The following is a 25,517-nucleotide window of genomic DNA, read 5'->3' as shown; positions in this document are numbered from 1 at the left end:
TTTTAAAGATACAAATTATAACCAAAAAGAGATTATTATGAAAATTAACCCAAAAGAGTATATAGGAAAAACAATCTTTATAACAGCAACAAATACAAATGTAGGGAAAACTTATGCTTGTAAAAAATTTTTAAACTACTTTTCAAATTCCAATTTAAAAGTTGGTTATTTTAAACCTATTGAAACTGGTGTAGAAAATAATACACCATTAGATGGAACAAGAATGCTTGAACTTACAAAAAAACTAAATCCAGATTTTGAAAAAGTATCTATAAATGATTGTGTTCCTTATCAATTTACACTTCCTGCTTCCCCTTATGTTGCAAAAGGAAACACATATATAGATATTGAGTTTTTAAAAGAGAAGAAAGAGTATTTACAAAATTTTTGTGATGTTTTAATAATTGAAGGAGCTGGTGGACTTATGGTACCAATAAAAAAAGAGTATTTTATGATTAATTTAATAAAAGAGTTCAAGACAAAATGCTTTTTGATAACTCCTTCAAAATTAGGTTCTATAAATGATACCCTACTTTCAATTGAAGCTTTAAAAAATAAAAATATAGATTTTGAGTTTTTTATAAATTTATATGAGGATATAAATAGTTTTGAAAAAGTATCAAAACCTTTTTTAATAGACTATTTTGAAACACTAAATTTTTTACAAGATTTATAAAAAAGAGAAAAAACTCTCTTTTTTTATAAAAATCATCCCTACTTTATCTTAATTTATCTATCCAATTTCCTTGTTAATCCCATTCTTTATAATGTTTTTTAAGTTTTATTTCCCTAAAATTGGTAGTTGTACGACATTTATTATAATAAACTTAAATTTATTTACTATATTAAAAGATATAAAATTTATTCATTTTAATTTGTGTATAAATTCTTTGTTAGTTTTTATGTGTAATAAACTCATTGTACATAAAACAAGTAAAAAAATATGAAAGGTTTAAATATGATGACTTCTGCGATAGATTTATCTAAATTAACAGCAAATGACGATTTAACACCAGTTCTTGGTGGTTATTGGCCAGGTATTCAAATATACTATCCACCAATTAAATATAATCCACTAGATGGGTCTTATGAAACAATGGAACAAGCGAAACTAAGACTACAAAAACATGCTTATAAAACAAAAGCTCATACTGTTTTATTTGATTTAGAAGATGGTTGTAGACAAAAAGCTATGAGTAGAGAACTTTTAATTCAAGAATTACCAAAATTCCCTGAAAGAGATTTTCAAATAGCTATAAGAATAAATCCATTTAGAACAGAAGAGTATGAAGAGGATTTAAAAATGTTAAAACAAATTCATCAGTATATTGATGTGATTGTTTTAGCTAAAGCTGGAGAAGTTTATGGAAGTGCAGAGATTAGAGATTTAAGCTCTTGGTTAATCTCTATTGGAAGTAAACTTACAATTCAACCAATTATTGAACATCCAAAATCACTTCAAATTGCAGATAGATTAATGGAGCATTCAACAGTTAAACATATCGTATTTGGAATTCACGATTTTTCAAAAGCTATGGCTTATAAAATTACTCCAAAAGGTTGGATTGATGAACTTGAAACTTTCTTTAATATTCTTACAATGGAAGCTAGAATTAAAGGTAAAGGGGTAATTGGAGGGGTTGAAGTTCTTTTAACACCACATTCTCTACCAGATAGCTGTGTTGAGAAAAAAGATATTAGAAGATGGTTAGATTTACATGGAGATGAAGCTAGTAAACATGTTTATGCTCATGCTTTAAGAGAGACTGCAATGGGATTAACAGGTAAACAAGTTATTACTCCAAACCATATAAATATCTGTAAAGTTGCATTTACTCCATCTCCTTTAGAAATAGAGAAAGATGTAGCTATTTTAAAAGCTGCTATTGAAGCTGATGCACTTTTAAGTGGGGCTATTAGATATGAAGGAGAGATGTTAGATCCACCAATGTTTGGAAAATCTTTACAAAATATTTTAAGAGCTTATGCCTTAAATAGTTTATCAAAAGAAGATGAGTTATTTGCACTTTCTGTGTTAAATAAAATGCCTTTACATACATTTAAAGAAAACTGGCCATATGGTCAATTGTAATATTCTAAGGAGATTAAAATGAGTCAAACAGTTAAACTAGAAGTTCCTGAATTTTTAAATATAGGAGTTGCTTGTACTTCATCATGGTTAGGAACTAATAAAGAAAATAATGTTGCTATGATTATTGAAGATGATAAATTAGGTACAGATACAATAACTTATAAAGAGTTATCAACAAAATCAGATCAAGTAGCAAATTTCTTTAGAGGAATTGGACTTGAACCAAGAGATAGAGTTTTAGTTTGTCTAAAAAACTCTTTAGCTTATCCAATATCGTTTTTTGGAGTAATGAAAGGTGGAATGATTGCTGTTCCTACTTCAACACTTTTAAGTGGTAGTGAAGTTAAATATTTAGCTGAAGATTCTCAAGCAAAAGCCATTGTTTTATCTGCTTCTATGTATGAAAATTTAGTTCCATATTTAGAAAATCTTGATAATTTAAGAACAATTGTTGTTGCGGGTGTTGATAATGTTGAAGATTTAAAAAAACCAAAAGATATAAATGTTTACTCTTTAAATCAAATTTTTAAAGATACAGACACTAAAGCAAATCACTATAACTCAAAATCAGGAGAACCTGCATATTTAGTATATACTTCTGGAACAACTGGTTATCCAAAAGGTGTTTTACACTCTCATAGATCGCTAGTAGGAAGAAAACCTGCAACTGATTATTGGTTTGATTTTAAAGAGAATGACAGAATTATGCACTCTGGAAAATTTAACTGGACTTATGTTTTAGGTTCTGCACTTATGGATCCATTATATAATGGTCATACAGTTATTGCTTATGAAGGTTCAAATGATGCTTCAACTTGGATTGATTTAATCAAAAAACATGAATGTACTATATTTATTGGAGTTCCAACAATATATAGACAAATTATTCAAAAAACAGATTTCACACTTGATGATTGCCCAAGTCTAAGATATTGTATGAGTGCTGGTGAGCATTTAAGTGATGAGATGTTAGGACTTTGGAGAGAGAGATTTAAACAAGATATTTTTGAAGCTATTGGAATGAGTGAGTGTTCATACTACATTTCACACTCAAAATTCAATCCAATAAGACCAGGAAGTGCTGGTTTCCCACAACCAGGACATATTGTAAAACTTTTAAACCCTGAAACACTAGAAGAAGTAGGAGTTGAAGAAGAAGGAATGATTTGTATTGGAGAAGATGATCCAGGACTATTTTTAGAGTATTGGCAACTTGAAGAAGAGACTTTAAAATCAAGACATGATGGATATTTCTTTACAGGAGATTATGCAAGAAAAGATAAAGATGGATATATCTGGTTTATTGGAAGAAAAGATGATATTATCAATACTTTTGGATTTAGAGTAAGTCCACATGAAATTGAAAGAGTTGTAAAAACTCATCCTGATGTTGCTGATTGTGTTGCTTTTGGTTTAGATATTGAAAAAGACAAAACTCTTGTTGCTATTGCAGTTGTTGGTCATTCTCCTTTAAATAAAGAGAAAGAGGAAGAGATTTTAAAATTCTCTCAAGCAAACTTAGCTAAATATAAAGCTCCTAAAAAAATATTTACAATGAGTGATTATCCAAGAACAAAAAATGGAAAAGTTCTTAGAAAACAACTTGTAAAAGATTTACATGATTTAGAAAGAGCTATATCTAAAGGTGAAGAAGTAGTTGAGTATAAAGCAAGAAGATCTATGCTATTAGTTCCTTCATACAATAAACACAATGTAGAAAAAGCAAAGACTGTTTTAGCTGATACTGTTATTTTTGATTTTGAAGCAATCTTAGAAGATCAAAGAGAGTTAGGAAGAGCTACTTTAAAAGAAATTTATACTGAACAAGGTCCAAGTTTTGGAGATAGTGAAAGAATTTTAAGAATCAATAATCTTGGAAGTGAAGATCTGAAAAAAGATTTAGCTTTAGCAAAAGAGATTGAAATTGATGGTTTATTATTCTCTAAAATTGACTCAAAAGAGGATGTTTTAGAAGCTGTTAAATTAATTGAAGAGATAAATCCAAAATTAACTTTAATGATTATGATTGAAACTCCAATGGCTGTACTTAATATTAAAGAAATTTGTGCAGCTAGCCCTAAAGTTGAAGTTGTTGTTGTTGGTTCAAATAAATTAGCAAATAGACTTCAAATTGATATAAAAAGAGGTTCAAAAGCTATAGTTACATATTTAGCTCAAATAGCACTTGCTGCAAAAGCTTATGGAAAAACTGTAATTGATGGTCCACATTTTGATGTTCATGATGAGTTTGCTTGTGAAGACTCTACAAAAGATGCCTTTAATCTTGGATTTGATGGAAAATCACTTATTCATCCAATTCAAATTGATTATATAAATGATATTTTCACTCCAAAACAGTCTGAAGTTGAAGATTATGAAGATATGATTGCAAAATATGAAGAAGCATCAAGAGAAGGGAAAGAAGTAATCCTACATAACAATAAACTTGTTGATTCTTCAAGAATTAAATGGGCAAGAAAAATGATAAAACTTTATGAGACTTATAAATCTTTAGGTCAAAATCTATTTAATAAATAAGGAGTTTTGTTTGTCAAAAATAAATTATGGTAACTATTTTGAAGATTTTAGTATTGGACAAAAAATAATCCATCCACTCCCTAGAACAGTAAGTGAAGGTGATGTATCTTTATACATCGCTTTTACTGGTTCGCGATTCTCACTACATTCAAGTGATATAGTGGCAAAAGAGATTGGATATAAAAAAAGACCAATTGATGATATTTTAATGTTTCACTTAACATTTGGAAAAAGTGTTCAAGATATATCTTTAAATGCTATTGCAAATTTAGGTTATGCTGAAATATCTTTTCCAAACCCTGTTTTTGTTGGAGATACTGTTAGTATGACTTCAACAGTAATTGGATTAAAAGAGAATTCAAATGGAAAAAGTGGAGTTGTTTATGTTCACTCTATTGGAATAAATCAAGATGGAAATGAAGTTCTAAACTTTAAAAGATGGGTAATGGTTCATAAAAAAGACCTCTCAACTTTAAGTGAAATAAACATTGTTCCCACTTTTGAAAAAACTACACCAATTTTAGACAACATCAATATCCCAACTATTGGTGCTATTGATGTTAATGCTAGTGGTGGAGAGTATTTCTTTGAAGATTATGAAGTAGGAGAAAGGTTAAATCATCCTGAAGGAATTACAATAGATAATAGTGATCACACACTTGCAACAAAGCTTTATCAAAATAATGCGAAAGTACACTTCAATGAGCATATGATGAAATCTACTCCTATGGGACAAAGATTAATGTATGGTGGAATTATCATCTCTATGGCAAGAGCTATCTCTTTTAATGGGCTACAAAATGCTCAATGGGTATATGCTATAAATAGTGGAAATCATTGTAATCCAACTTATGCGGGGGATACAATCTATGCTTATACAGAAATTTTAGAGAAAATAGAGCATAAAAGAGAGGATATTGGACTTTTAAGATTAAGAACTATTGCTCTTAAAAATCAAAATCCAACAGAGATAGAAAATGCAAAAGGTGAAGATGGTAAATATCTTTCAAATGTTGTACTAGATTTAGATTATACTGTTGTAATCCCAAAAAAATCTACAAAAAAATAAAAAATTAAATTCAACAAAAAAGGAAAAAACAAAATGACACACCCAAAAGAAGCTTTATTTGAATCTGGTAAATCTTTACCAATTATTCCAACTTGTGAACACTTTGCAGGAAGTGAAAAACTAATCCTAAAAGGTTTTGAAATGCAAAAAAAACTGGGACCAGTTTTTGACATTACTTGCGATTGTGAAGATGGTGCAGAGACAGGAAAAGAAGTTGAACATGCTCAAATGATAGTAAGAGTTGTAAACTCTGAAGCAAATCCATATAAAATGGCTGGTACTAGAATTCACGATCATTCACACCCAGATTGGAGACAAGATGTTGATATCTTAGTTCCTGGTGCTGGAGAAAATTTAGCATACATTACTCTACCAAAATCAACTTGTTATGAAGATGCAAAAACTCAAATTGAGTATATTCAAGAAGTAGCAAAAAAAGCTGGAATTAAAAAAGAGATTCCAATTCACGTTTTAATTGAAACTCATGGAGCATTACAAGATGTTGAAAAAATCGCAACTTTACCTTGGTTACAAGTTTTAGATTTTGGTTTAATGGATTTCGTTTCAGGATATCAAGGAGCAATTCCAGCAATAAATATGAGAAGTCCTGGGCAATTTGACCATAGATTAATCGGAGCTGCAAAAGCAAAAGTTGCACAAGCTGCTATTCAAAATTGTGTAATCCCAGCACATAATGTAACTTTAGATTTAAAAAATCCATACCAAACATATAAAGATGCTGAAAGAGCAAGAAATGAGTTTGGATTTATGAGAATGTGGTCAATTTATCCAACACAAGTTCAAGCTATTGTTGATGCAATGAGACCAGATTTTACAGAACTTGAAGCTGCACAAAATATCTTAATCAAAGCTCAAGATGCTGAGTGGGGACCAATTCAATATGATGGAGAGTTACACGATAGAGCAACTTATAGATATTTTTGGGAATTAGTTCAAAGAGCTAAATATTCAGGTGTTAAATTACAAGATGAAGCAGAAAAAAGATTTTTTGCTTAATATTTAAGAATTCAAAAAAAGCTACTCTTTTTTTTAGAGTAGCTTTTTTTATGTAAAAGCTATTTCTAAACTAAACATTTTTTTAAAATATCTATCTTTTTAGTTTACAAAAAGCCTATTTTTAAAACCGCATTGATATAATTTTAGAATTTCTAAACAAAAAAAGGAAAAACTTATGAGTAAAAAAATTACAGAACAAGATATTATAGATTCAGTTGCTTCAGCCTGTCAATACATCTCTTTTTATCATCCAGAAGATTTCGTAAAAGGAATGGTTGAGGCATATGAAAAAGAACAAAGTGAATCTGCAAAAAATGCAATTGGACAAATTTTAATTAATTCAAAAATGTGTGCTATGGGTCATAGACCCCTATGTCAAGATACAGGAAGTGTAAATATTTTTGTAAAAGTTGGTCTAAAAGCTAATTTAGATTTAAGTAGAAATTTAGAAGATGTTTTAAATGAAGGTGTAGCAAAAGGTTATACAGACCCTGATAATACTCTTAGATTTTCAGTTGTAGCTGATCCAGCTGGAAAAAGAACAAATACAAAAAACAATACTCCTGCTGTTATTCATACAACTACTGATAACTCAGATACTATTGAAATAACAGTTGCAGCTAAAGGTGGAGGAAGTGAAAACAAATCTAAATTTACTGTTTTAAATCCAAGTGATAGTATTTATGACTGGGTTATGTCAAATGTAAAAGATATGGGTGCAGGATGGTGTCCTCCTGGTATTTTAGGAATTGGAATTGGTGGAAACCCTGAAAAAGCTATGCTTCTAGCAAAAGAGTCTTTAATGGGACATGTTGATATTCATGAGCTAAAAGAAAGAGGAGCTCAAACTCCACTTGAAGAGTTAAGATTAAAACTTTATGAAGATATCAATAAACTTGGAATTGGAGCTCAAGGACTAGGAGGACTTACAACAGTTTTAGATGTTAAAATTTTAGATTATCCATGTCACGCCGCTTCATTACCTGTTGCTATGATTCCAAACTGTGCAGCAACAAGACATATTCATTTTGAATTAAATGGTAATGGAGCAGCTAAGTTTGATAAACCTGATTTAGACCTTTGGCCAGATATTAAACTTCCAATGGATACTATAAAAAGAGTAAATATTGAAGATTTAACAAAAGAAAATCTATCTCAATTTAAATCAGGAGATACTCTACTTTTATCAGGAAAAATCCTAACAGCAAGAGATGCTGCTCATAAAAAAATTGTTGAATACAAAAATGCAGGAAAACCTCTTCCAAATGGTGTTGATTTAAAAGATAGATTTATCTACTATGTTGGACCAGTTGATCCTGTAAGAGATGAAGTTGTAGGACCTGCAGGACCAACAACATCTACAAGAATGGATAAATTCACAAAAGATATGATGGAAATTGGTATCATGGGAATGATTGGAAAAGGTGAGAGAAAACAACCTACTATTGATTTAATAAAAGAGTACAAATCTATTTATCTAATCGCAACTGGTGGGGCTGCATATTTAATCGCTCAATCAATAAAAGGTGCAAAAACTTTAGCATTTGAAGAGCTTGGAATGGAAGCTATTTACGAGTTTGAAGTAAAAGATATGCCTGTAACTGTGGCTGTTGATACAGAAGGTAACTCTATTCATACAACAGGTCCAGCTAAATGGAGAACTATTAATAAGTAAGTTTTATTTTACAAAGGGCTTTGCTCTTTGTAAATATTTTTCTTAAAATACCCTTAACTACACAAACTATATTCCTTTTTTGACTTTTATAATAACTTTTTTTGATAATATTTCACTTCAAATTATAATAGGATTTAATAATTATGAATTTAATAGAAGATTTAAAAGATTATTTAGGTTTTGCAGTTGCTGGGAATTTTGCAAATCACTTAGGTGAAGCTGGAGAGGCTGATGAATTTTCTGTAATTAAAACTAAAGAAAAAGATGCTCCAAAAGGTATGTTCCCCTTTTATATAAAAGGTCATAATAGTTTTTTAGGAACTTATCCTATTTGTGATGAAGTTATTTTAACTCACGGAAGAGAAGATGAAAAACTACAAGTTGAAGCCGAAGTTGCACTAATTTGTGATTTTGTCTATGAGAACGAAAAAGTAGTTGATATTGTTCCAAAATATTTTGCAGCTTTTAATGACTGCTCAATTAGGGTTCAAGATGGAAATAAACTAAGCACTAAGAAGAATTGGGGAGCTAAAACAAAAGGAATTTCTCAAGATATTATTCCAATAGATGATTTTAGTGAAAAAGGAATCTTGAGCAAATATCATATCTCTTCATTTATTAAAAGAGATGGTATAGTTTGTGATTATGGAACAACAAGTGCTGTTAAATCTTATAGCTATTTTTTTGAAAAATTAAAAGATTGGATGATTGATATTTTAAATTGTCAAGAAGATTGTGGACCACTTGAAGAATTAGGGCAATTTTTAAAAGAAGCACACAAAGCAAAAGGTATTTTAATAGCAGCAGGTGCAACAGCTTATACAGATTTTGGGAAGAAAAATTTCCTAAAAAAAGGTGATGAAATTTTTGTATATGTTTACAATGCACATGCTCACAGTTTCCAAGATATTATGAATGATATGTGTGGAATGGATACATATTTAGGTCAATGTTCAAAACTTCATCAAATAGTTAAGTAAAAAGTAGTTCAACTACTTTTTCTTATTTCTTGACTCTAAATATAAAATATCATTTAAACTATCAAAAACTTTTATAGTTTCATCTTCTATTTGATTTGCTGTTTTTCTTAAAGTTTGGTTTTCAACTTTATCTCTATTTTGCGTAATATACTCTTGTAGTTTATTATGTACATTTTTATGATTCTCTTTTAATTGTTTCCACTTAATATCTTCTATAAAAAATTCTTTTTTATCTTCACAAAGAGTTATCCACTTACCTAAATTACAACTCTTACAATTATCAACTATACAATGTTCAAAACTATCTAAAGTTTTAAAATATCTTTTTTTAAAGTTTATATGGTCATTTTTATAAATAGAAACTTGCTTTATTAATTCAACATTTTCAACCATTTCATAATAGTTTTCATCTATTTTTGAAGAAGATGTAATTTGAAGTAATTTATTGGATAGTTTTGATACTTCATTTGACAAAGTATCAATATTTAAAGCTGTTTGGGCATTTTTTTGAGTTTCAGAATCAAGCTTTGAAACAGTTTCATTTATCTCTATAATACCTAATTCTTGCTCTTTACTAAAGATTGTTACATTATTAATTATCTCTTTTGTCTCTACAATTTTTGAAGCTAATTTTTCATAACCTTTTATCATAGTATCTGCAATATTTTTTCCCTTATTTGTTTCAAGATTTGCACTATCAACTAAATCTTTTATCTGCTTTGCTGCTTTCGCACTTCTAGTTGCAAGATTTCTAACCTCTAAAGCAACAACAGAAAACCCAATACCAGCATCTCCTGCTGTTGCTGCTTCAACTGCTGCATTTAAAGATAATATATTTGTTTGGAATGCTATTTGTTCAATTACACTTATTGCTTCATTTATAGCATCAACTTTTTTACTTATCTCTTCCATAGAACTAAAAGTTTGAGTTGCTGATTTACTTCCAATAGTAGCTGTACTATTTAATTCATCTGCTATTTGTAACATTTTATTCATATTTTCATTATTATTTTTCAAATTCTGAGTTACTTGTTCTAATGCAACTGAAGTCTGTTTTAAAGACACAGCTTGATTTGAAGAAGAAATAGCCAATTCAGAAGATGAAGTTGTCAATATTTTTGTATTACCTTCCAAATTTTTTCCAGCATTTGAAATCATTGCAATTAATTGTGAAGAAGTTTGACCTAAAAGGGTAGTAGAATTACATAATATTCCAAAATCTCCATACATTCCTTTCTTATGAGTTTCATCTAATTTAAATTGATAATTACCTTGAGCATAACTATTTAACAACATATTTAAACTATCTATCTTTAATCTTGTTCTATCTATCATTTTATTTATAATATCAACTAAAGTTTGTAACTCTTTTGTAGATGGCTTCTCTTTTATAGAGTATTCAAAAAAACCATTATTTACCTTTTCTATAATATCTGTTATCTCTAATATAACTTTTTTATCATTTTGGGTTATCTCTTCTATTTTTAGAACTTGTTCATTCATATTTTTTGTCATTAAAGCAAATTCATCTTTTCCTTCAAGTTGGTTTAACTTTATCTCATCTTTCTCTTTCATTGAATAAGAGAAGAATTGAGATAAATTATCTTCAAACTTTCTAATAGATTTTGTAACTTTACTTGTCATAATTATAATTACAATAAAAATTAATAATATCAATAAGATTAGTAAAACAAAAAATAAAATTATTTGAATATCCAACTCTTTTACATTTTTATCAATATATAAAAGTGTATCTTCCACTATTTTCTCTTTTATCTCTTCAAATATAGATATTTTCTTTGAAGTAAGTTCTTCCCACTTTTGGCTATTTGAACCATAAATATTTTTTGATAAAAGTTCTAAAGCTTTTAAAGTTTTTAAATCTAGTTCTTTAATATCATCTAAATACTCTTTACTATAAGCTTTTGATAAATATATATCTATGGCATTTTGTATATCATCTAAAAGCCCTTCTTCATCTTTTAAAAGTTTTAGTTTTTTATAATCTTTAATTGCTCTTAAAATTTTTGTATGACTTTTTTGAATTTGATTTAAAATATTTTCATCACTTTTTAAAGTAAAATCTTTATATAAATGAATTAAACCCCCATAACCAAGAGCCTCTTTTATACTATTTAAAAGTCTCTCTTTCTCTATTTTTAAAAATATCAACTCTCTAAAATTCTCTATATCTTGAAAAATTATATTATCTAGCTTTAGATTAAAAAAGTCTAACTGCTCTTTTGTTAGATTTTTTCTTAGTGCAGAAATATCTGCATCTTGGAATACTATTAAAGAGATAAAACTATTATAATCTACATTTAAAACCAAATTGTAATCAAAAATATTTTTTACTAAATCCTTTTCATTATATGATTTCTCTATTATATTTGTTATTGAAATATAATTTTGTGAAGCCTTTAATAACTCTTTACTATTTGAATATACCAGTAATTCATCATAAAATAAGATTAAATTTGTAATTATTTCATCATAAAACTGTTCTAACTCTTTATTATTTATATTTAAAGATATTGTATTATTTCGTTTTTCATCTATTGTAAAAATAGTAGATTTTAAAAGTTCAAGTTTCTCTAAAAGATTATTATCATTTTTAATTAATATAAAATTATCTACAAAATTCTCCAAATTTTTTTGAGATATTACGCTACTACTTATCTGTTTTTTCAAATCATCTTCTTTCATTTTTCCATAACTATTTAGATATATAATTGATAACTCTCGCTCTTTTTGTAAAGTTGCTATAAATTTTGATATTTCGACTGTAAAATTAATATAACTAGATGTTCTATTCATATTTTTAACTTTTTCTATTTTTTCAAGAATTAAAATAGATGACAACATGAAAATTACTAATATTGGAAGAACTAATATTAAAAAAATTTTATTTCTTAATCTTAAATTATTCATTCTTTTTCCTAAATTTATATTTTTGATAATATATTATTTGTAAATTAAATAGAAGTTATATATTTTAGCTTGTAATTAAGTTGTAACTTAATTGTAATTAGACTGTAATTTAAGAATTATTTCTTAATTATTTCATACAAAATAAGTTAATTTATTATCTATAAAAGATAAATTAACTATAATACGAAAAAAAATCAAGGACAAAATTATGTTAAAAGAGTTTAAAAAGTTTCTAATATCTGGAAATGTTGTAGATATGGCAATTGGTTTTATATTTGGTGCAGCTTTTGCAACATTTGTAAAATCTCTTGTAGAAAATGTTGTTATGCCTCCGATTGGTTTATTACTTGGAAAAGTAGATTTTTCACAACTATTTATTCCTTTAGATGGTAATAGTTATGCAACTTTAGCTGATTTGGAAAAAGTGGGAGCACCTGCAATAAAACTTGGAGTTTTTCTAAATGATACAATTTCATTTATAATCTTAGGGTTTGTAGTATTTATGTTTATAAAATCTTACAATAAACTAAAAGGTGAAAAAGCTCCTGCTCCTCTAACAAAAACTTGCTCAGATTGTGCTATGGATATTCCAGTTCCTGCAAAAAAATGTGGACATTGCGGAAATACAGCAGTTTAATTTAAAGCTTAAGAGTTCTTCTTAAGCTTTTTTCTTACAAAAACAGATATATCTTTTACTATTAAAACTACTGAAATAAGAGTTAAAACCAACATGATATATCCAACTTCTACTTTTAAATAAAATTGATAAAAAAGTGTATATATAAATATTGGATATTTAAAAAAATAGAAAAAGATTATTAAACTTCCATATATTTTTTTCATACTCTTATAAATCAACCATAGCTTTAAAAGTAACTCCTACTCTTCCAATACTCTCTATTTTTGTATGATTTCTCTCATTTATTCTACCATCTTCAATATATTGAAAATTTATTTTTAAAATAACTGGTGTTGTATCACCTTCAACTTTATAAGTATCATAATATTCACAAAATAGTGCTGTTTGAGTTGAACTAATAATTGGTGGATAATCAGCTAACTCTTTTTTTACATCTATTTCAAATTTTTCTATTTCACTTTGATTTTTTGGAAGTTGAGCTGCACACTTTTGAACTTGCTCAACATTATTTTGATTTGGAAAACAAATTGTTGCTTTTTTTGTTTTTAAAATATTTACCAAACTATCTTTAGGGCTTCCGTCATCTTTTTTTCCAATAGCTACAATTACAAGTGCTGGATTTGTAGAAATTGGAATAAAATATGAAAAAGGAGCGGCATTTAAAACTCCATCATCATCTGTTACTATCCATGCAATTGGTCTTGGGACTATACTCCCTGACATTATTTTATATCTATCTAAATCATTTATATCTTTATAATCAAGTATCATTTTTTCTCCTTTTAAATCATTCCCATTAAAGAGGAACTTTATCATATAAATTTTGAAGGATTATACCATAAAGCTATTTTTAAAATTTTGTATAAACTTTTGTATAATAAAAAGCATATAGCAAAAATGCAACTCCAAGAGATATTGTTATAACTGTTGTAGTAGTAATATGTGCCATAGTTCCAATAAACAGAGTCGTTGCTACATTTGCAAACATAAAAAACATATCATTATATGATATTACTCTTCCAATATATCTCTTTTCACACCTATTTTGTAAAAGGGCATAAGTGTATGACCATAAAAATGCTGTACTAAATCCTACAAAAAATAGAGCTACTAAAGAAGCATAAAAATTACTTTGAACAAATGCCCAAATAATTATTGTAACTCCTTGAAAAACTAAAAGATATTGAAGATTCTCTTTTTTTATTATTCTATTTAATATTAACGGTCCAATCATTAGGGCAACTGCTCTAACAGAGTTTGAAAGTCCAATAGCAAGTGGAACTGCAATTAGTTCTTTATACTCATTTTTTGCCAAAATAGTAATAAGTGCATCATAACTTGTAAGCCCTACACTAGCATGCAAAAAGATTAGATGTAAAATTATCTTATTATTTTTAATATATCTTAAACCATCAAACATAAGCTCTAAAATCTTCTCTTCTACTTTTTTGTATTCAAGATCTATTTTTATTTGTACAAAAACTAAAAAAGCAACTATAAAGATAATAACATCAATTAAAATTGCAGTTTTTGCTCCATATAAATTTACAACAAATCCACTAATAGCCATACCAACAGCATAAGTAAAAGACCAAATAATTGATTGTATCTCATTTGCTGTTTGAAGCTCTTTTCCACTTGATAACTTTGCTAAGAGTGACATTTCACTTGAAAAAAACATAGAAGCTGCACTCATTCTAATAAAAATAAAAAGTAGAAGTAGCCACATATCATTAACACTTGAAATTAGTAAAAAACAAGCTGTCATAAGAAGTTCAATAAAAAGAAGAGAGACCATTAAAGGCTTTATTTTCATTCTATCAATAATTGCTCCACTAAAAGGAGCTATTATAATTGCTGGAATAAAGTGCATAGCAGTAACTATTGAAATTGCTAACTCACTTGAACCAAAATCTACAATCATTGTATAAATTGCAACAGTCGAAAACCAAGCACCAAAAGATGCTATAAAATTTACTAAAGACAAACCTCTAATTGTAGGATTGTCTCTTAAAAAAAAGTAATAATATTTCAAAAAAATCCTTATAAAATATATAAAATAAATTAGTTAAAAAACAGTCTTTAAAAAGTATAAAATTAAAATTTAGTGTTAGAACTCTAAAGTTCCTTCAATTGCAAAATTTGCTTTTGAATCAAGTTCAGCATGAGATAAAACAGGCATAGATAAACCAAATTTCTCGTATATTTCAGATATTCTTTTTCTTAAAACTGGATCTACAACCATACAAACTTTTGTAAATCCTTTTTTCTCAACTTCATCTAAAAGATGTTTTGTTTTTGTTACAAGACTATTTATCTCTGAAATACTTAGCATTAGTTGAGAAACTCCATGATGTTCTTGAAGCTTACTCATAAATTGCTGTTCCAACTCTGGTTTTATAGTTAAAATATGTAAAACCCCATCTGTATCTTTAAATTTTTGAGTAATTAATCTATACAATTTTGATCTTACATGTTCAAGAAGTATTTCAGGGGCTTTTGTAAACTCTGCTATATCCGCTATTGCTTCAATAATTGTTAGCATATCAACAATTGGAATTTTTTCATGAAGCAGATCTTTACACACTTTTAATAAACTTCCATAAGAAGTAACTTTCATAGCCTCTTCCACAACAATTGGGAAATCTTTTTTCAATCTATCAACAATATCAACAATATCTTGTCTAGTTATAATATCTTCAGCATGTCTTCTAATAATCTCTGAAATATGAGTTGAAATAATAGAAGGAACATCTACTACTGTAAATCCTTTCATTAAAGCATCATCTTTTTGGTCAGGATTTATCCAAATAGCATCAATATTAAATACTGGTTCTTTTACTTTTTGACCAGCCAAATTCTCTCCAAAACCACCCATAGCAAGAAGTTTATCAACTTCAACTCTTCCTTTTGCTATTGGAATTCTTTTTAGATTAAATACATACTCATTTGCACCCAAAGCTGAATCATCTGAAATTCTAATTTGAGGAATAATAAATCCTAGCTCAGCTGCAATAGTTTTTCTAATAGCTTTAATTTTATCTAAAAGTTCAGAATTTCCTTGAACAAGCTGTAAAAGCCTAATTCCAAGTTTAAGTTCAAGAACTTCAAGTCTCATAATATTTTCAATATTTTGACTCTCATCAGGAACAGTAGCTGCTTTTTTCCTATCTCTTAACTCCTCAGGTTTTCCACTAACTTTAGATTTAGCCTCTTTAGATTTAAACAATCTTGTAATAGAGTTATCCTCTCCTTTTTCAATCATTACAATTGTGTACCCCATAGCCATCATCATAATACCCATAGTACTTAATATTCCTGTTGGGAAACCAGGAACAAAACCAAATAATATTAAACCAATACCAACAAGAATTAAAGATTTACTATCTTTAATAAGCTGATTAACAGCTTTTGAAGCAAATTTCTCGTCATCTGTATTTGACCTTGTTATTATAATTGCAGTTGCAGTTGAAGTTAAAAGAGCTGGAATTTGAGTAACAAGACCATCACCAATAGTAAGAATTGTATAAATTTCTCCTGCTTCATTTATAGATAAATCATGCTGAAAAATACCAACTAAAAGTCCACCTACAATATTTACAGCAGTAATAATAATACCTGCAATTGCATCACCTTTTACAAACTTAGAAGATCCATCCATAGCTCCATAAAAGTTTGCTTCAGTAATAAGTGCTTTTCTTCTCTCTTGTGCCTCTTTATCATCAATAAATCCAGCATTTAAATCTGCATCAATTGCCATTTGTTTTCCAGGCATAGAATCAAGTGTAAACCTTGCAGTTACCTCAGCAACTCTTGTAGCACCTTTTGTTACAACCATAAAGTTTATCAAAACTAAAATTATAAAGATAATAACCCCTATAACCATATTTCCACCAACAACAAACTCCCCAAAAGCTGAAATAATGGTACTTACAGCATCTGGTCCATTATGTCCTTCGCTCAAAATTGACCTTGTTGTTGCAATACTAAGAGATAATCTAAAAATAACCAAAATTAGAAGTAAAGTTGGAAATGTGGTTAAATCTGCTGGTTTTTGAATATATAAAGAGATTAAAAGAATTAAAAATGAAATTGCCAGCGAAAGAGAAATGAAAAAGTCGATTGCAGTTTGATTTAAAGGAACAATAATAATAGCAAGCATTGCTAAAAATAGCGCAACTGCTATTAAATCTCTAGAAAAAAAGCTCCTTAAATCAAACTTCATAAAATATTTAAAACTTTATTTTATTTCATAAAATTAACTAATGATAATTCATTAGTTTTTGCAATAGTTGAATACATTGCTGTATATGTAAGCTCTAAGGCTTTTATTTTAATTGAAACTTCTGTTAAATCAGCACTACTTAATGTTTCTTCAAGTTTCTTATATTGAGTTAATTTAGAATTTAAAGATTCTAAAGATGTTTCAAATACCTTATTTTTAGCTCCTAAATCAGCATGTGTTATATTTAAACTATCAAAAGATTTATCAATAGAATCAATCTGTTTTGATAAATTTGCTCTTACATCTTCTCTTGTTATTTGATTTCCAGAGTCATCAACCATATTTAGAGTATTAATAATATTATCCATCAAATCAAAAATATTTGATTTTGCTTCAAATCTTGCCCCATTTGTATTTGGAACAGTAAAACTATAAGTTTGTGTCGCACTATCAAATGAAGCTGACATTGTATCACTTGTTATATTTCCATCTAAATCATATTTTGTTAAAACATTTGTAGCACTATCAAGCTTCCACTCATTTCCATCTTGATCTAAAATTCTATCACTTTGAGAAAAAGTAAAACTCTCTCCTTTATAAGCAAGAGAAGATGTAAACATCATAGCATCAAAACCATTTACTCCTCTTTCTCTATAAGAACCCTCTTCAACTGCTATTTTTCTTAACTTATTATCTCCAACATAAGATATTTTTCCATCAGCATCTTTTACAAATGGTTTAACAGAGGAATCACTTCCACTAAATAGATACTCTCCTTCTACTTGAGTATTTGCCAAACTAAATAGATTTTCTCTAGTTCCTGCTAGTGCAACTGCTATTGATTTAAGATCAGCATCTCCTGTTGTATCTGTATTTGCTTTCATCAACTCTGATTTTACATATTCTAAAAGAGTTTTTGCCTCTTTTAAACTTGAATCAGACATATTGTTTTGAACTTCTGTTCTTTCAACTGAAGTTTTAATACCTTCATAAGTTCTAACTTTATCCTGAGCTGAAGTTATTCTTCCAAATAAAATAGAATCATCACTTCCATATTCAAGCTGTTGTTTTGAACTAAGTTGATAATTTAATTTTTGTTGGGTTTTATCAAGATTATTTAATCTATACATTGTTTGTTCAATTTGACTAATCATTCTAAAGCCTTTTTAAATCTTTGCAACATATCATCATAAGGTACTATCTCCTGAGAATCTTGTGTTAAAAAATCTCTAATCTTCTCTTTTTTTGACATAGCTGCATCTAATTCCAAGTCCATACCCGCTTTGTATGCACCAACTCTTACTAAAACTTCATTCTCTTTTATTAATGATAATACTCTTTTTAACTTTAAAAAATCATTATATTGTTCTTTTGTAATTACCTTATCAATAACCCTTGAAGCCGATTTTAAGATATTTACAGGTGGATAAAATCCTTGTTCTGTTAAATCTCTTGTTAAAACAATATGACCATCTAGGATAGATCTACTTTGATCAGCAATTGGGTCATTTAAGTCATCTCCATCAACCAAAACTGTAAAAAATGCTGTAATTGAACCTAATTGATTATTTCCAGCTCTCTCCATTAATTGTGGCAAAAGAGCAAAAACAGAAGGTGGATATCCTCTACTAACAGGAGGTTCTCCTGTACTTAATCCTATCTCTCTTTGAGCCATCGCAAATCTTGTAACACTATCCATCATAAGAAGTACATCATGACCTTTATCTCTAAAATACTCCGCTATACTCATAGCAGTAAATGCTCCATATTTTCTCATCAAAGCTGATTCATCTGAAGTTGCTGTTACAAGTACAGTATTTTCTAAGTTTCCTCCAAGGTTATAGTGAATAAACTCAGGAATTTCCCTTCCCCTCTCTCCAATTAATGCAACAACTTTTATTTGAGCTTCACACCCTTTTACAATCATTCCCATTAAAGTAGATTTTCCAACTCCACTTCCTGCAAAAATACCTACTTTTTGACCTTTTCCACAAGTAAGCATAGAATCAATTGCTTTTACTCCTGTTGCAAACTTTTTATCTATAATTCCTCGTTCTAATGGAGACATTGATAATTTATTTATAGAAGTATATCCTTCTATATCTCTTATCTTTCCTTTATCATCAATTGGCTCACCTAAAGCATTTATAACTCTTCCTAATAGCCCATATCCACACTTAACAGTAAGTCCATCTCTTTGCAAAAATATTTTATCATTTATCTTAAATCCATCAATAAAAGAAAAAGGTACTATTGTAAAAAAAGCTCCATCTATTGTTGTAACCATTCCTAATACACTATATAATTTTTGAACTGATTCAATTCTAACAATATCTCCAACTGCTACTTCAAGTCCTGTTCCTGTTAGTGTAATAGCTGAAATATGTGTAATTTTACCAAAAGCAATAGTAAGATTTGTTGGATCAATTTTATTTAAAATATCATCTATATTCATTTCATCTCATCACACATTTTTTTATATAAACTATCTTGAGTATTTTCTACTTTCTTACACTTATTTATATACTCTTCCTTTTTAGATTTATTTCCTAAACTATCATATAGATTTAAAATATCATAGTAAATTTTCACCTCATCATTTGGAACTATTTTTCTAGCATTATTTAAGGCATTTAAAAGTAAACCTAAAGCTTTTTCTTTATCATTCTTATCTTTTGCAATTTTTGCTAGCTCAAGTTCTACAAAAGGTGTATATATAAAAGCCTTAAAATCTTTCTGCTTTAAATATAGTTTTTCTAAAATCTCATTTGCCTTTTTTTCATCATTTTTTGAGAGCAAATATAAATAGTAATCATGATAGAAATCTATAATAGCTGGATTATTTTCACTTTGTTTAAGTAATTCTGGATTATAGTTTGCATAAATAAAAAGCTTTTCCATCAAATTTGGATTATCTTTTGCTTTATAGATTTGGTATCTTACTATAAACTCATTTGCCAAAGCCTTTTTGTCATTTATCATCTCAACTTTTGCCGAAAAATCTAAAGCATCATCAAGTTTATTTAAGGCTAATGCCATTCTTTCGAGATATAAATATATATTTGCATCTTTACTTGAGTTAAAAATCTCTTTTAACTGATAATATATTTTATCACTTGAAGTCTCAACTAAACATTCAAAAAAACTATATTTCAAAGACTCATCTTCTATTATTTTTTCAAAAGTTTCATTTGTAGCATTTTGCAAAATTGTACTTAATTCTGAACACTCTTGAGTTTTTATCTTATCTTTAATTATCTCTAAATCAATTTCGCTAAAAACTTCATCTAGATTCTTATATCCAAATCTTCTAACAACCTCATTCGATATCTTTTTATAAATAGATTGAGTTTTTAAAATATTTTCATATTTTTTATCTCTTTTATCAATCATTAACTCTTGCATCAAAGCTTTTTGTTGCATCTCTTCACTATCTTTATATTTTTCAGCAATTACAGCAGGAGAGATACTACCTTGTCTCATTAAAATCTCATCTAAAAACATAGCTGAGCTTTTTGAGTATAAACCATTTTCATAATCATCTAAAATCTCTTTGTAAAGCTCTTTTGCTTTTTCTAAATAGTAGTTTGTTTTATCATACATTCTCATATAAGTATTTGCTAATTTATATTTATAATCTTCTATTTGTTCCTCTTTTGTAGTAGTATTTAATAGTTCAATTAAAATCTCAGCAGCATGTTCTGGCATATTTGAATTTAGAAGTTTATTTATTTTTTTATTTGCAAGATATGTATCAACAGCATAAAATTCAATATTTGTTTTTAATACTTGACTTATAAGTTCATTTGCTTTTTTTGTATCTCCAGCTAAAATATAGATATCAAAAAGCTCGTCTGCTACAAGAGTGGCAATAGTTTTATCCTTTGTTGTTGATAATATTTCAAGTAAATATGAGGCTGATTTTGTATAATCTTTTTGATATTTAAAAACTTTTGCAAGAGCTATTTTCCCATAAGTTTTTGTAAAAGTATTATCAAAATTATCAATTATAATTTGCGCAAAATATTTTGCATCATTTATCTTATTTATAGATAGTTTTAAATCAACTAAAAGCATATAAGCTTTTGCCAAATCAGCTTCATTTATTTGTGAGGAGTTTATAGCTTTTTCTAACTCATCACTAGCTTCTAAAAGAACTCTTTTTGAATCTTTTTTTAAAACCAATTCAGAGTATAAAATAATAATATCCGAAGTTAATATCTTAAGTTTATTTTTCTCTTTTAACTCTTTTATCTGTGCAAAAGCCTCATCAATTTTATCATTTCTTGAAAGGTATCTTATATTTTCTAAAATATCAAAACCATCTTTTATTGTCTGCTTTGTCTCTTCTGAAATCTGTTTACCATTTGAATCAATAAAACTATAATAAAAATCTTTTTGTGCATTTAAAATATTTAAAAAAACAGTTAAAATTAATAATATTTTCAAATTTCTACCTTTTTCTTTTTAATTCATAAACATAAGAGAAAATTTCAGCCATAGCCTTATAAAATTCATTTGGAATCTCTCTATCAAGTTCTATTTGTTCATATAAACTTCTTGCAAGTGCAGGGTTTTCAATAATAGGAATATTATTCTCTCTTCCTACTTCTTTTATTCTAAGGGCTATAAAATCTATCCCTTTCGCAATAACTAAAGGAGCTTTATTTTTTACATTATCATAACTTAAAGCAACTGCATAATGCGTTGGGTTTGTAATAATAACATCTGCATTAGGAACATTACTCATCATTCTTTTTTGTGCCATTTGCATCTGAATTCTTCTAATTCTTCCCTTTACTTGAGGATCTCCCTCCATATTTTTATACTCATCTTTAATCTCTTGTTTACTCATTCTTAAAGATTTCATATAATAAAATTTGCTAAAGTAAAAATCCATTATAGCAAAAACAATAATAATAAAAAGAATTGTCAAAATAAAATATATGCTCAAACTAATTATTGTTTGTAAAGTTGCATTTGTATCTTGATTCATCATATATAAAATATCTTTATATGTAAGAGAAAATAGTAAAAACATTACAGCTACAATTATTGTTAATTTAGCTGTTAATTTTAAAGCTTCCAAAAGTTTTTTTAAACTAAAAATATTTTTAAATCCTTTTATTGGGTCTAGTTTTTGTAAATCAATTTTTAAAGGAACTGATACAAAACCAAATTGCATCCAATTACTAGCCAAAACCAAAACAAATACTAATATAAAAAGAGGTGCTAAAGCTTTTAAAAGAGTCATTCCAACTGTATAAACAATAGTAAAATATAAATTTGAATCTATCTCTTCTCCTATGAAACTATAAGAAAAAAGCATAAGTTTTTTTATCTCAATAAGAGAAAATGATGAAAAAAATAGTAAATAAATTGAACCAAAAAGTAAAATAGATGCACCAACAACCTCTGTTGATTTACCAACATTTCCTTCATTTTTAGCATCTTCTATTTTTTTGGATGTGGGTTCTTCGGTTTTTTCTTCATCATCAGCCATATTTTAGCCCTTATTGAAATTTATCTATAAAATAGTTAGTAAAAGCGTCTGTAAAAATCTCCATTCCCAAAATTAAAAATATAAAAATAAGTGCAAATTTAAGCTGAAAAGTTATTATAAAAGGTGAAAATGCTGGCATAGATTTTGTACCATATCCATAATAAACATCCATTATAAAACCTATAAAAAATAGAGGTAAAGCAAAAGCAAAAGCAAAAGCAAACATTCTTTTTATCTCATCAATAGCTAATTGAATTCCATGATATGAAAAAATATCAAAAGTACCTAAATGTATCATAGAAAAACTTTTTACTAAAATAACCAAAGTCATCTCATACATTCCTGTTTGGAAAAATAGAACAATTGCTATCCAAAATAGCATCTTTGCTACTAAACCCTCTTGAGTTCCAGTTGATGGATCAAACATTGCAGCCATAGATAAAGCTGTTGAATACTCAACAAACTCACCAATTATTTTAACTGCTGAAAAAATAATATTTACAAACATAGCAGCAACTAAACCTAAAGTAATTTCTGAAAATAGAGATAATAAAAAATTATCTTGATTTATACTATTTTGTATATCAACTAAAGGGTATATAAAAAAGGTAAAATATAGGGCTAAAGAGACTCTAATTGTTGCACTTATTGCAGTATGTCCAAAAACTGGCATAAATGCCAAAAAAGCTAAAACTCTAGCAAAAAGAAGTAGAAACTGAAATAATACAGTCTCATTTAATAATGATAGTAAAGCTTCCATTACATATAATCAAATTTATCATCAATTTCTTTATTCTCTTCTTGAAGTTTTAAAATTGTTTGTGTATCAATATGTTCATCTTGATTTCGTTGTTCTTCTTGTTTTTGTTGTTGATTCGAGTCAGGATTTCTATCACTAGAGTTAAAATCTAAGTTAAATTTTGTATTTTCATCAAAAGTTTTATTTAGTGAATTTCTAAGTAAACTTTGATTCTCAATTAAAGCATCAAGAGTAGCTTGACTTGAAACACTCATACTAATAGAAACATCACTATTTTTCTCACTCTTCATCATAATAGCAATAGTTCCTAAATGCTCAGGATGTAAATTAATTCTAAATACAGTAACTGGTGGCTTATAGTTTTCATACATCTGTTTTGCAATATCAGACATCATATTTGACATCTGTTGTCTTGCACCAATAATTTTTGTTTGAATATTAAAAGATAGTGGAGAATTAACACTTACAAGCTTATCTTCTTCAAAATTTAGTTTATTTTCAAACAAAGCAGTACTTGCTTCTACAGATTTTGTTATCAAATTTCTTACATCAACACTTCTTATATTTTTTTCATTTAATAAACTATCCAAAATCTGTTTTCTATCATTTAAATCTCTTAAATTATTTTTTTTAGTTAGTTCATCTAAGCTAGAAGTTTGTTCAACATTAACATCATCTAAACCTAAATCTAGAATTTTTGCACTTTTTTGAATATCTTCTAAACTTGCACCCTCTTTTAGAAGTTTCATAGCTTCTGTTTTATTAAAATTAAGTTGAGTATTTAACTGGTTTTTTTGCTCACCTAAATATATATTTGAAACAATCTCTTTTGCTTTTGTATCAATTTGTGTTAAATCAAAATTTTTAGATGTAAACTCTTCTTGTTTTTTTATACTATTTTGTATTAATGCATCCATAAGAGATTTTGGCTTTTCAACAATAGCTTTTTCATCAATACTCTCTAAATTACTATTTTCTAAAAAGTTTGTAGTTTCAATTGGATTTTGATTTACAATAATAACCTTTTCTTGAGTCTTTGTAAAAACTTGTTCTTTGATTATATTATTTGACTCATCAGTAATAATATCACTTTTAACAATATCTGTTATAAGTACATCTTTTATTACTGTTTGCTCCACACTCCTAGAAGTTTGTATATTTTGTTGCTCTTTTAAGCTATTTTTATCTTCAATTATTTTATTTTTCGCATCAACTATTAATTTATCTAAAAGTGAAGTTGGAGAGTTGTTTTGTACTTTTATTTCACCTTTTGTCTCTTCTTTCACCTCATCTACTAACTCATTTGTTACTATTGGATTTTCTATAATCTTTTCACTTAAATTAGTTTGTGTTTTTTGTGCTACATCTTTTGATAAAATATCTTGTTTTGCATCAACTATTAATTTATCTAAAAGTGAAGTTGGAGAGTTACTTTGTACTTTTATTTCACCCTTTATCTCTTCTTTTACCTCATCTACTAACTCATTTGTTACTATTGGATTTTCTATAATCTTTTCACTTAAATTAGTTTGTATTTTTTGTGCTACATCTTTTGATAAAATATCTTGTTTTGCATCAACTATTAACTTATCTAAAAGTGAAATTGAAGAGTTGTTTTGTACTTTTATTTCACCCTTTATCTCTTCTTTTACTTCTGAATTTGTTTCACTTTTCAAGTCCAATTTTAAGTCAGCTTTTTCACTACTATTTATCTTTTCACTTAAAATTGAATCTTTTAAAGTATCTATAAATTTAGAACTATCTTCTAAAGTATTTTTATTTTGTGATTCAATAACTGGGTTTTCGGCTATTATCTCTTTTGCTTCAACAATTAATCTATCCAAAAGTGAATTTGAACCTATTGCTGTAGCTATATTTTCCATACTATTTGTTACCATTTTTGTTGTATTTGGAATTGAATTTTCAACTTTTACATCTAAACCATTTTTTAACTCTATACTACTTTTTAATATTGAATCAAAAAGAGAAGCCCCATTTTTTTGATCTTTTTGCCCACCTAAAAGTGAAGTGCCACTCTCAAGAGAAGAGCCCTCTTGTGTAAAAATATCTATTGCATTCATCTTTTA

19 protein-coding genes are annotated in these 25,517 nt (G+C 27.7%); 8 read left to right on the top strand and 11 right to left on the bottom strand.

Going from position 1 to position 25,517, the window contains the following annotated elements:
• The first annotated feature begins 37 nt into the window (after positions 1-37).
• From bioD to AFAEC_RS01990, 7 genes are all read left to right on the top strand, one after another.
• The gene (gene bioD, locus AFAEC_RS02020) at positions 38-676 is read left to right on the top strand and encodes a dethiobiotin synthase (RefSeq protein WP_026806517.1); all 639 of its coding nucleotides are present in this window, start codon (positions 38-40) and stop codon (positions 674-676) included.
• A 267-nt stretch (positions 677-943) separates the two neighbouring features.
• Positions 944-2,092 carry an HpcH/HpaI aldolase/citrate lyase family protein gene (locus tag AFAEC_RS02015; RefSeq protein WP_225442390.1) on the top strand — a complete coding sequence of 383 codons (1,149 nt, stop codon included), beginning with the start codon at positions 944-946 and terminating at the stop codon, positions 2,090-2,092.
• Between the two features lie 18 nt (positions 2,093-2,110).
• A complete protein-coding gene (locus AFAEC_RS02010) occupies positions 2,111-4,630 on the top strand; it encodes an aldolase/citrate lyase family protein (protein ID WP_026806515.1) in 2,520 nt (839 codons plus the stop codon).
• Between the two features lie 10 nt (positions 4,631-4,640).
• Positions 4,641-5,699, top strand: a complete 1,059-nt coding sequence (locus AFAEC_RS02005; RefSeq protein ID WP_026806514.1) for a MaoC family dehydratase — start codon at positions 4,641-4,643, stop codon at positions 5,697-5,699.
• Positions 5,700-5,732: 33 nt separating this feature from the next.
• Positions 5,733-6,716, top strand: coding sequence for an HpcH/HpaI aldolase/citrate lyase family protein (locus tag AFAEC_RS02000; protein WP_034216700.1), 984 nt, complete (start codon positions 5,733-5,735; stop codon positions 6,714-6,716).
• Positions 6,717-6,891: 175 nt separating this feature from the next.
• Complete coding sequence (locus tag AFAEC_RS01995; protein ID WP_026806512.1) at positions 6,892-8,391, top strand: fumarate hydratase; 1,500 nt, start codon at positions 6,892-6,894, stop codon at positions 8,389-8,391.
• A 143-nt stretch (positions 8,392-8,534) separates the two neighbouring features.
• The gene (locus AFAEC_RS01990; protein ID WP_026806511.1) at positions 8,535-9,371 is read left to right on the top strand and encodes a DUF5718 family protein; all 837 of its coding nucleotides are present in this window, start codon (positions 8,535-8,537) and stop codon (positions 9,369-9,371) included.
• 12 nt (positions 9,372-9,383) lie between these two features.
• Here AFAEC_RS01990 and AFAEC_RS01985 read toward each other — a convergent pair whose 3' ends face one another.
• Positions 9,384-12,302, bottom strand: a complete 2,919-nt coding sequence (locus tag AFAEC_RS01985) for a methyl-accepting chemotaxis protein (RefSeq protein WP_026806510.1) — start codon at positions 12,300-12,302, stop codon at positions 9,384-9,386.
• A 208-nt stretch (positions 12,303-12,510) separates the two neighbouring features.
• Here AFAEC_RS01985 and mscL point away from each other — a divergent pair, with 208 nt between their 5' ends.
• Positions 12,511-12,939 (top strand): large conductance mechanosensitive channel protein MscL, encoded by a 429-nt coding sequence (gene mscL / locus AFAEC_RS01980; RefSeq protein ID WP_026806509.1) that lies wholly within the window; start codon positions 12,511-12,513, stop codon positions 12,937-12,939.
• Between the two features lie 8 nt (positions 12,940-12,947).
• On the opposite strand, the gene AFAEC_RS01975 is transcribed toward mscL, so the two are convergent.
• The 10 genes from AFAEC_RS01975 to AFAEC_RS01930 all read right to left on the bottom strand — a co-directional run bounded on the left by AFAEC_RS01975 (position 12,948) and on the right by AFAEC_RS01930 (position 25,511).
• Entirely contained in the window at positions 12,948-13,145 is a 198-nt protein-coding gene (locus AFAEC_RS01975) for a hypothetical protein (protein ID WP_026806508.1), read from the bottom strand.
• Positions 13,146-13,149: 4 nt separating this feature from the next.
• Positions 13,150-13,713 carry a flavin reductase family protein gene (locus AFAEC_RS01970; protein WP_225442389.1) on the bottom strand — a complete coding sequence of 188 codons (564 nt, stop codon included), beginning with the start codon at positions 13,711-13,713 and terminating at the stop codon, positions 13,150-13,152.
• A 79-nt stretch (positions 13,714-13,792) separates the two neighbouring features.
• The gene (locus tag AFAEC_RS01965; protein WP_026806506.1) at positions 13,793-14,977 is read right to left on the bottom strand and encodes an MFS transporter; all 1,185 of its coding nucleotides are present in this window, start codon (positions 14,975-14,977) and stop codon (positions 13,793-13,795) included.
• Between the two features lie 75 nt (positions 14,978-15,052).
• Positions 15,053-17,167: a flagellar biosynthesis protein FlhA gene (gene flhA / locus AFAEC_RS01960; protein ID WP_026806505.1), complete on the bottom strand. Its 2,115-nt coding sequence runs from the start codon at positions 17,165-17,167 to the stop codon at positions 15,053-15,055.
• Between the two features lie 20 nt (positions 17,168-17,187).
• On the bottom strand, positions 17,188-18,321 hold the full coding sequence (flgL, locus tag AFAEC_RS01955) for a flagellar hook-associated protein FlgL (protein WP_026806504.1): 1,134 nt from the start codon (positions 18,319-18,321) through the stop codon (positions 17,188-17,190).
• A complete protein-coding gene (gene fliI, locus AFAEC_RS01950) occupies positions 18,318-19,622 on the bottom strand; it encodes a flagellar protein export ATPase FliI (RefSeq protein WP_026806503.1) in 1,305 nt (434 codons plus the stop codon). Before fliI ends, flgL begins: the two co-directional genes overlap by 4 nt.
• A complete protein-coding gene (locus AFAEC_RS01945) occupies positions 19,619-21,616 on the bottom strand; it encodes a tetratricopeptide repeat protein (protein ID WP_026806502.1) in 1,998 nt (665 codons plus the stop codon). The genes fliI and AFAEC_RS01945 overlap by 4 nt, the downstream gene beginning before the upstream one ends.
• A 4-nt stretch (positions 21,617-21,620) precedes the next feature.
• On the bottom strand, positions 21,621-22,670 hold the full coding sequence (gene flhB / locus AFAEC_RS01940; RefSeq protein WP_026806501.1) for a flagellar biosynthesis protein FlhB: 1,050 nt from the start codon (positions 22,668-22,670) through the stop codon (positions 21,621-21,623).
• A gap of 10 nt (positions 22,671-22,680) precedes the next feature.
• Complete coding sequence (locus tag AFAEC_RS01935; protein WP_026806500.1) at positions 22,681-23,430, bottom strand: flagellar biosynthetic protein FliR; 750 nt, start codon at positions 23,428-23,430, stop codon at positions 22,681-22,683.
• Complete coding sequence (locus AFAEC_RS01930; RefSeq protein WP_051487630.1) at positions 23,430-25,511, bottom strand: flagellar hook-length control protein FliK; 2,082 nt, start codon at positions 25,509-25,511, stop codon at positions 23,430-23,432. Before AFAEC_RS01930 ends, AFAEC_RS01935 begins: the two co-directional genes overlap by 1 nt.
• Between the last annotated feature and the right edge of the window lie 6 nt (positions 25,512-25,517).

Source organism: Aliarcobacter faecis, assembly GCF_013201705.1.
Classification (GTDB): domain Bacteria; phylum Campylobacterota; class Campylobacteria; order Campylobacterales; family Arcobacteraceae; genus Aliarcobacter; species Aliarcobacter faecis.
Note: the sequence above shows the minus strand (reverse complement) of the source record. Positions and strands in the feature narration are given on the sequence as shown.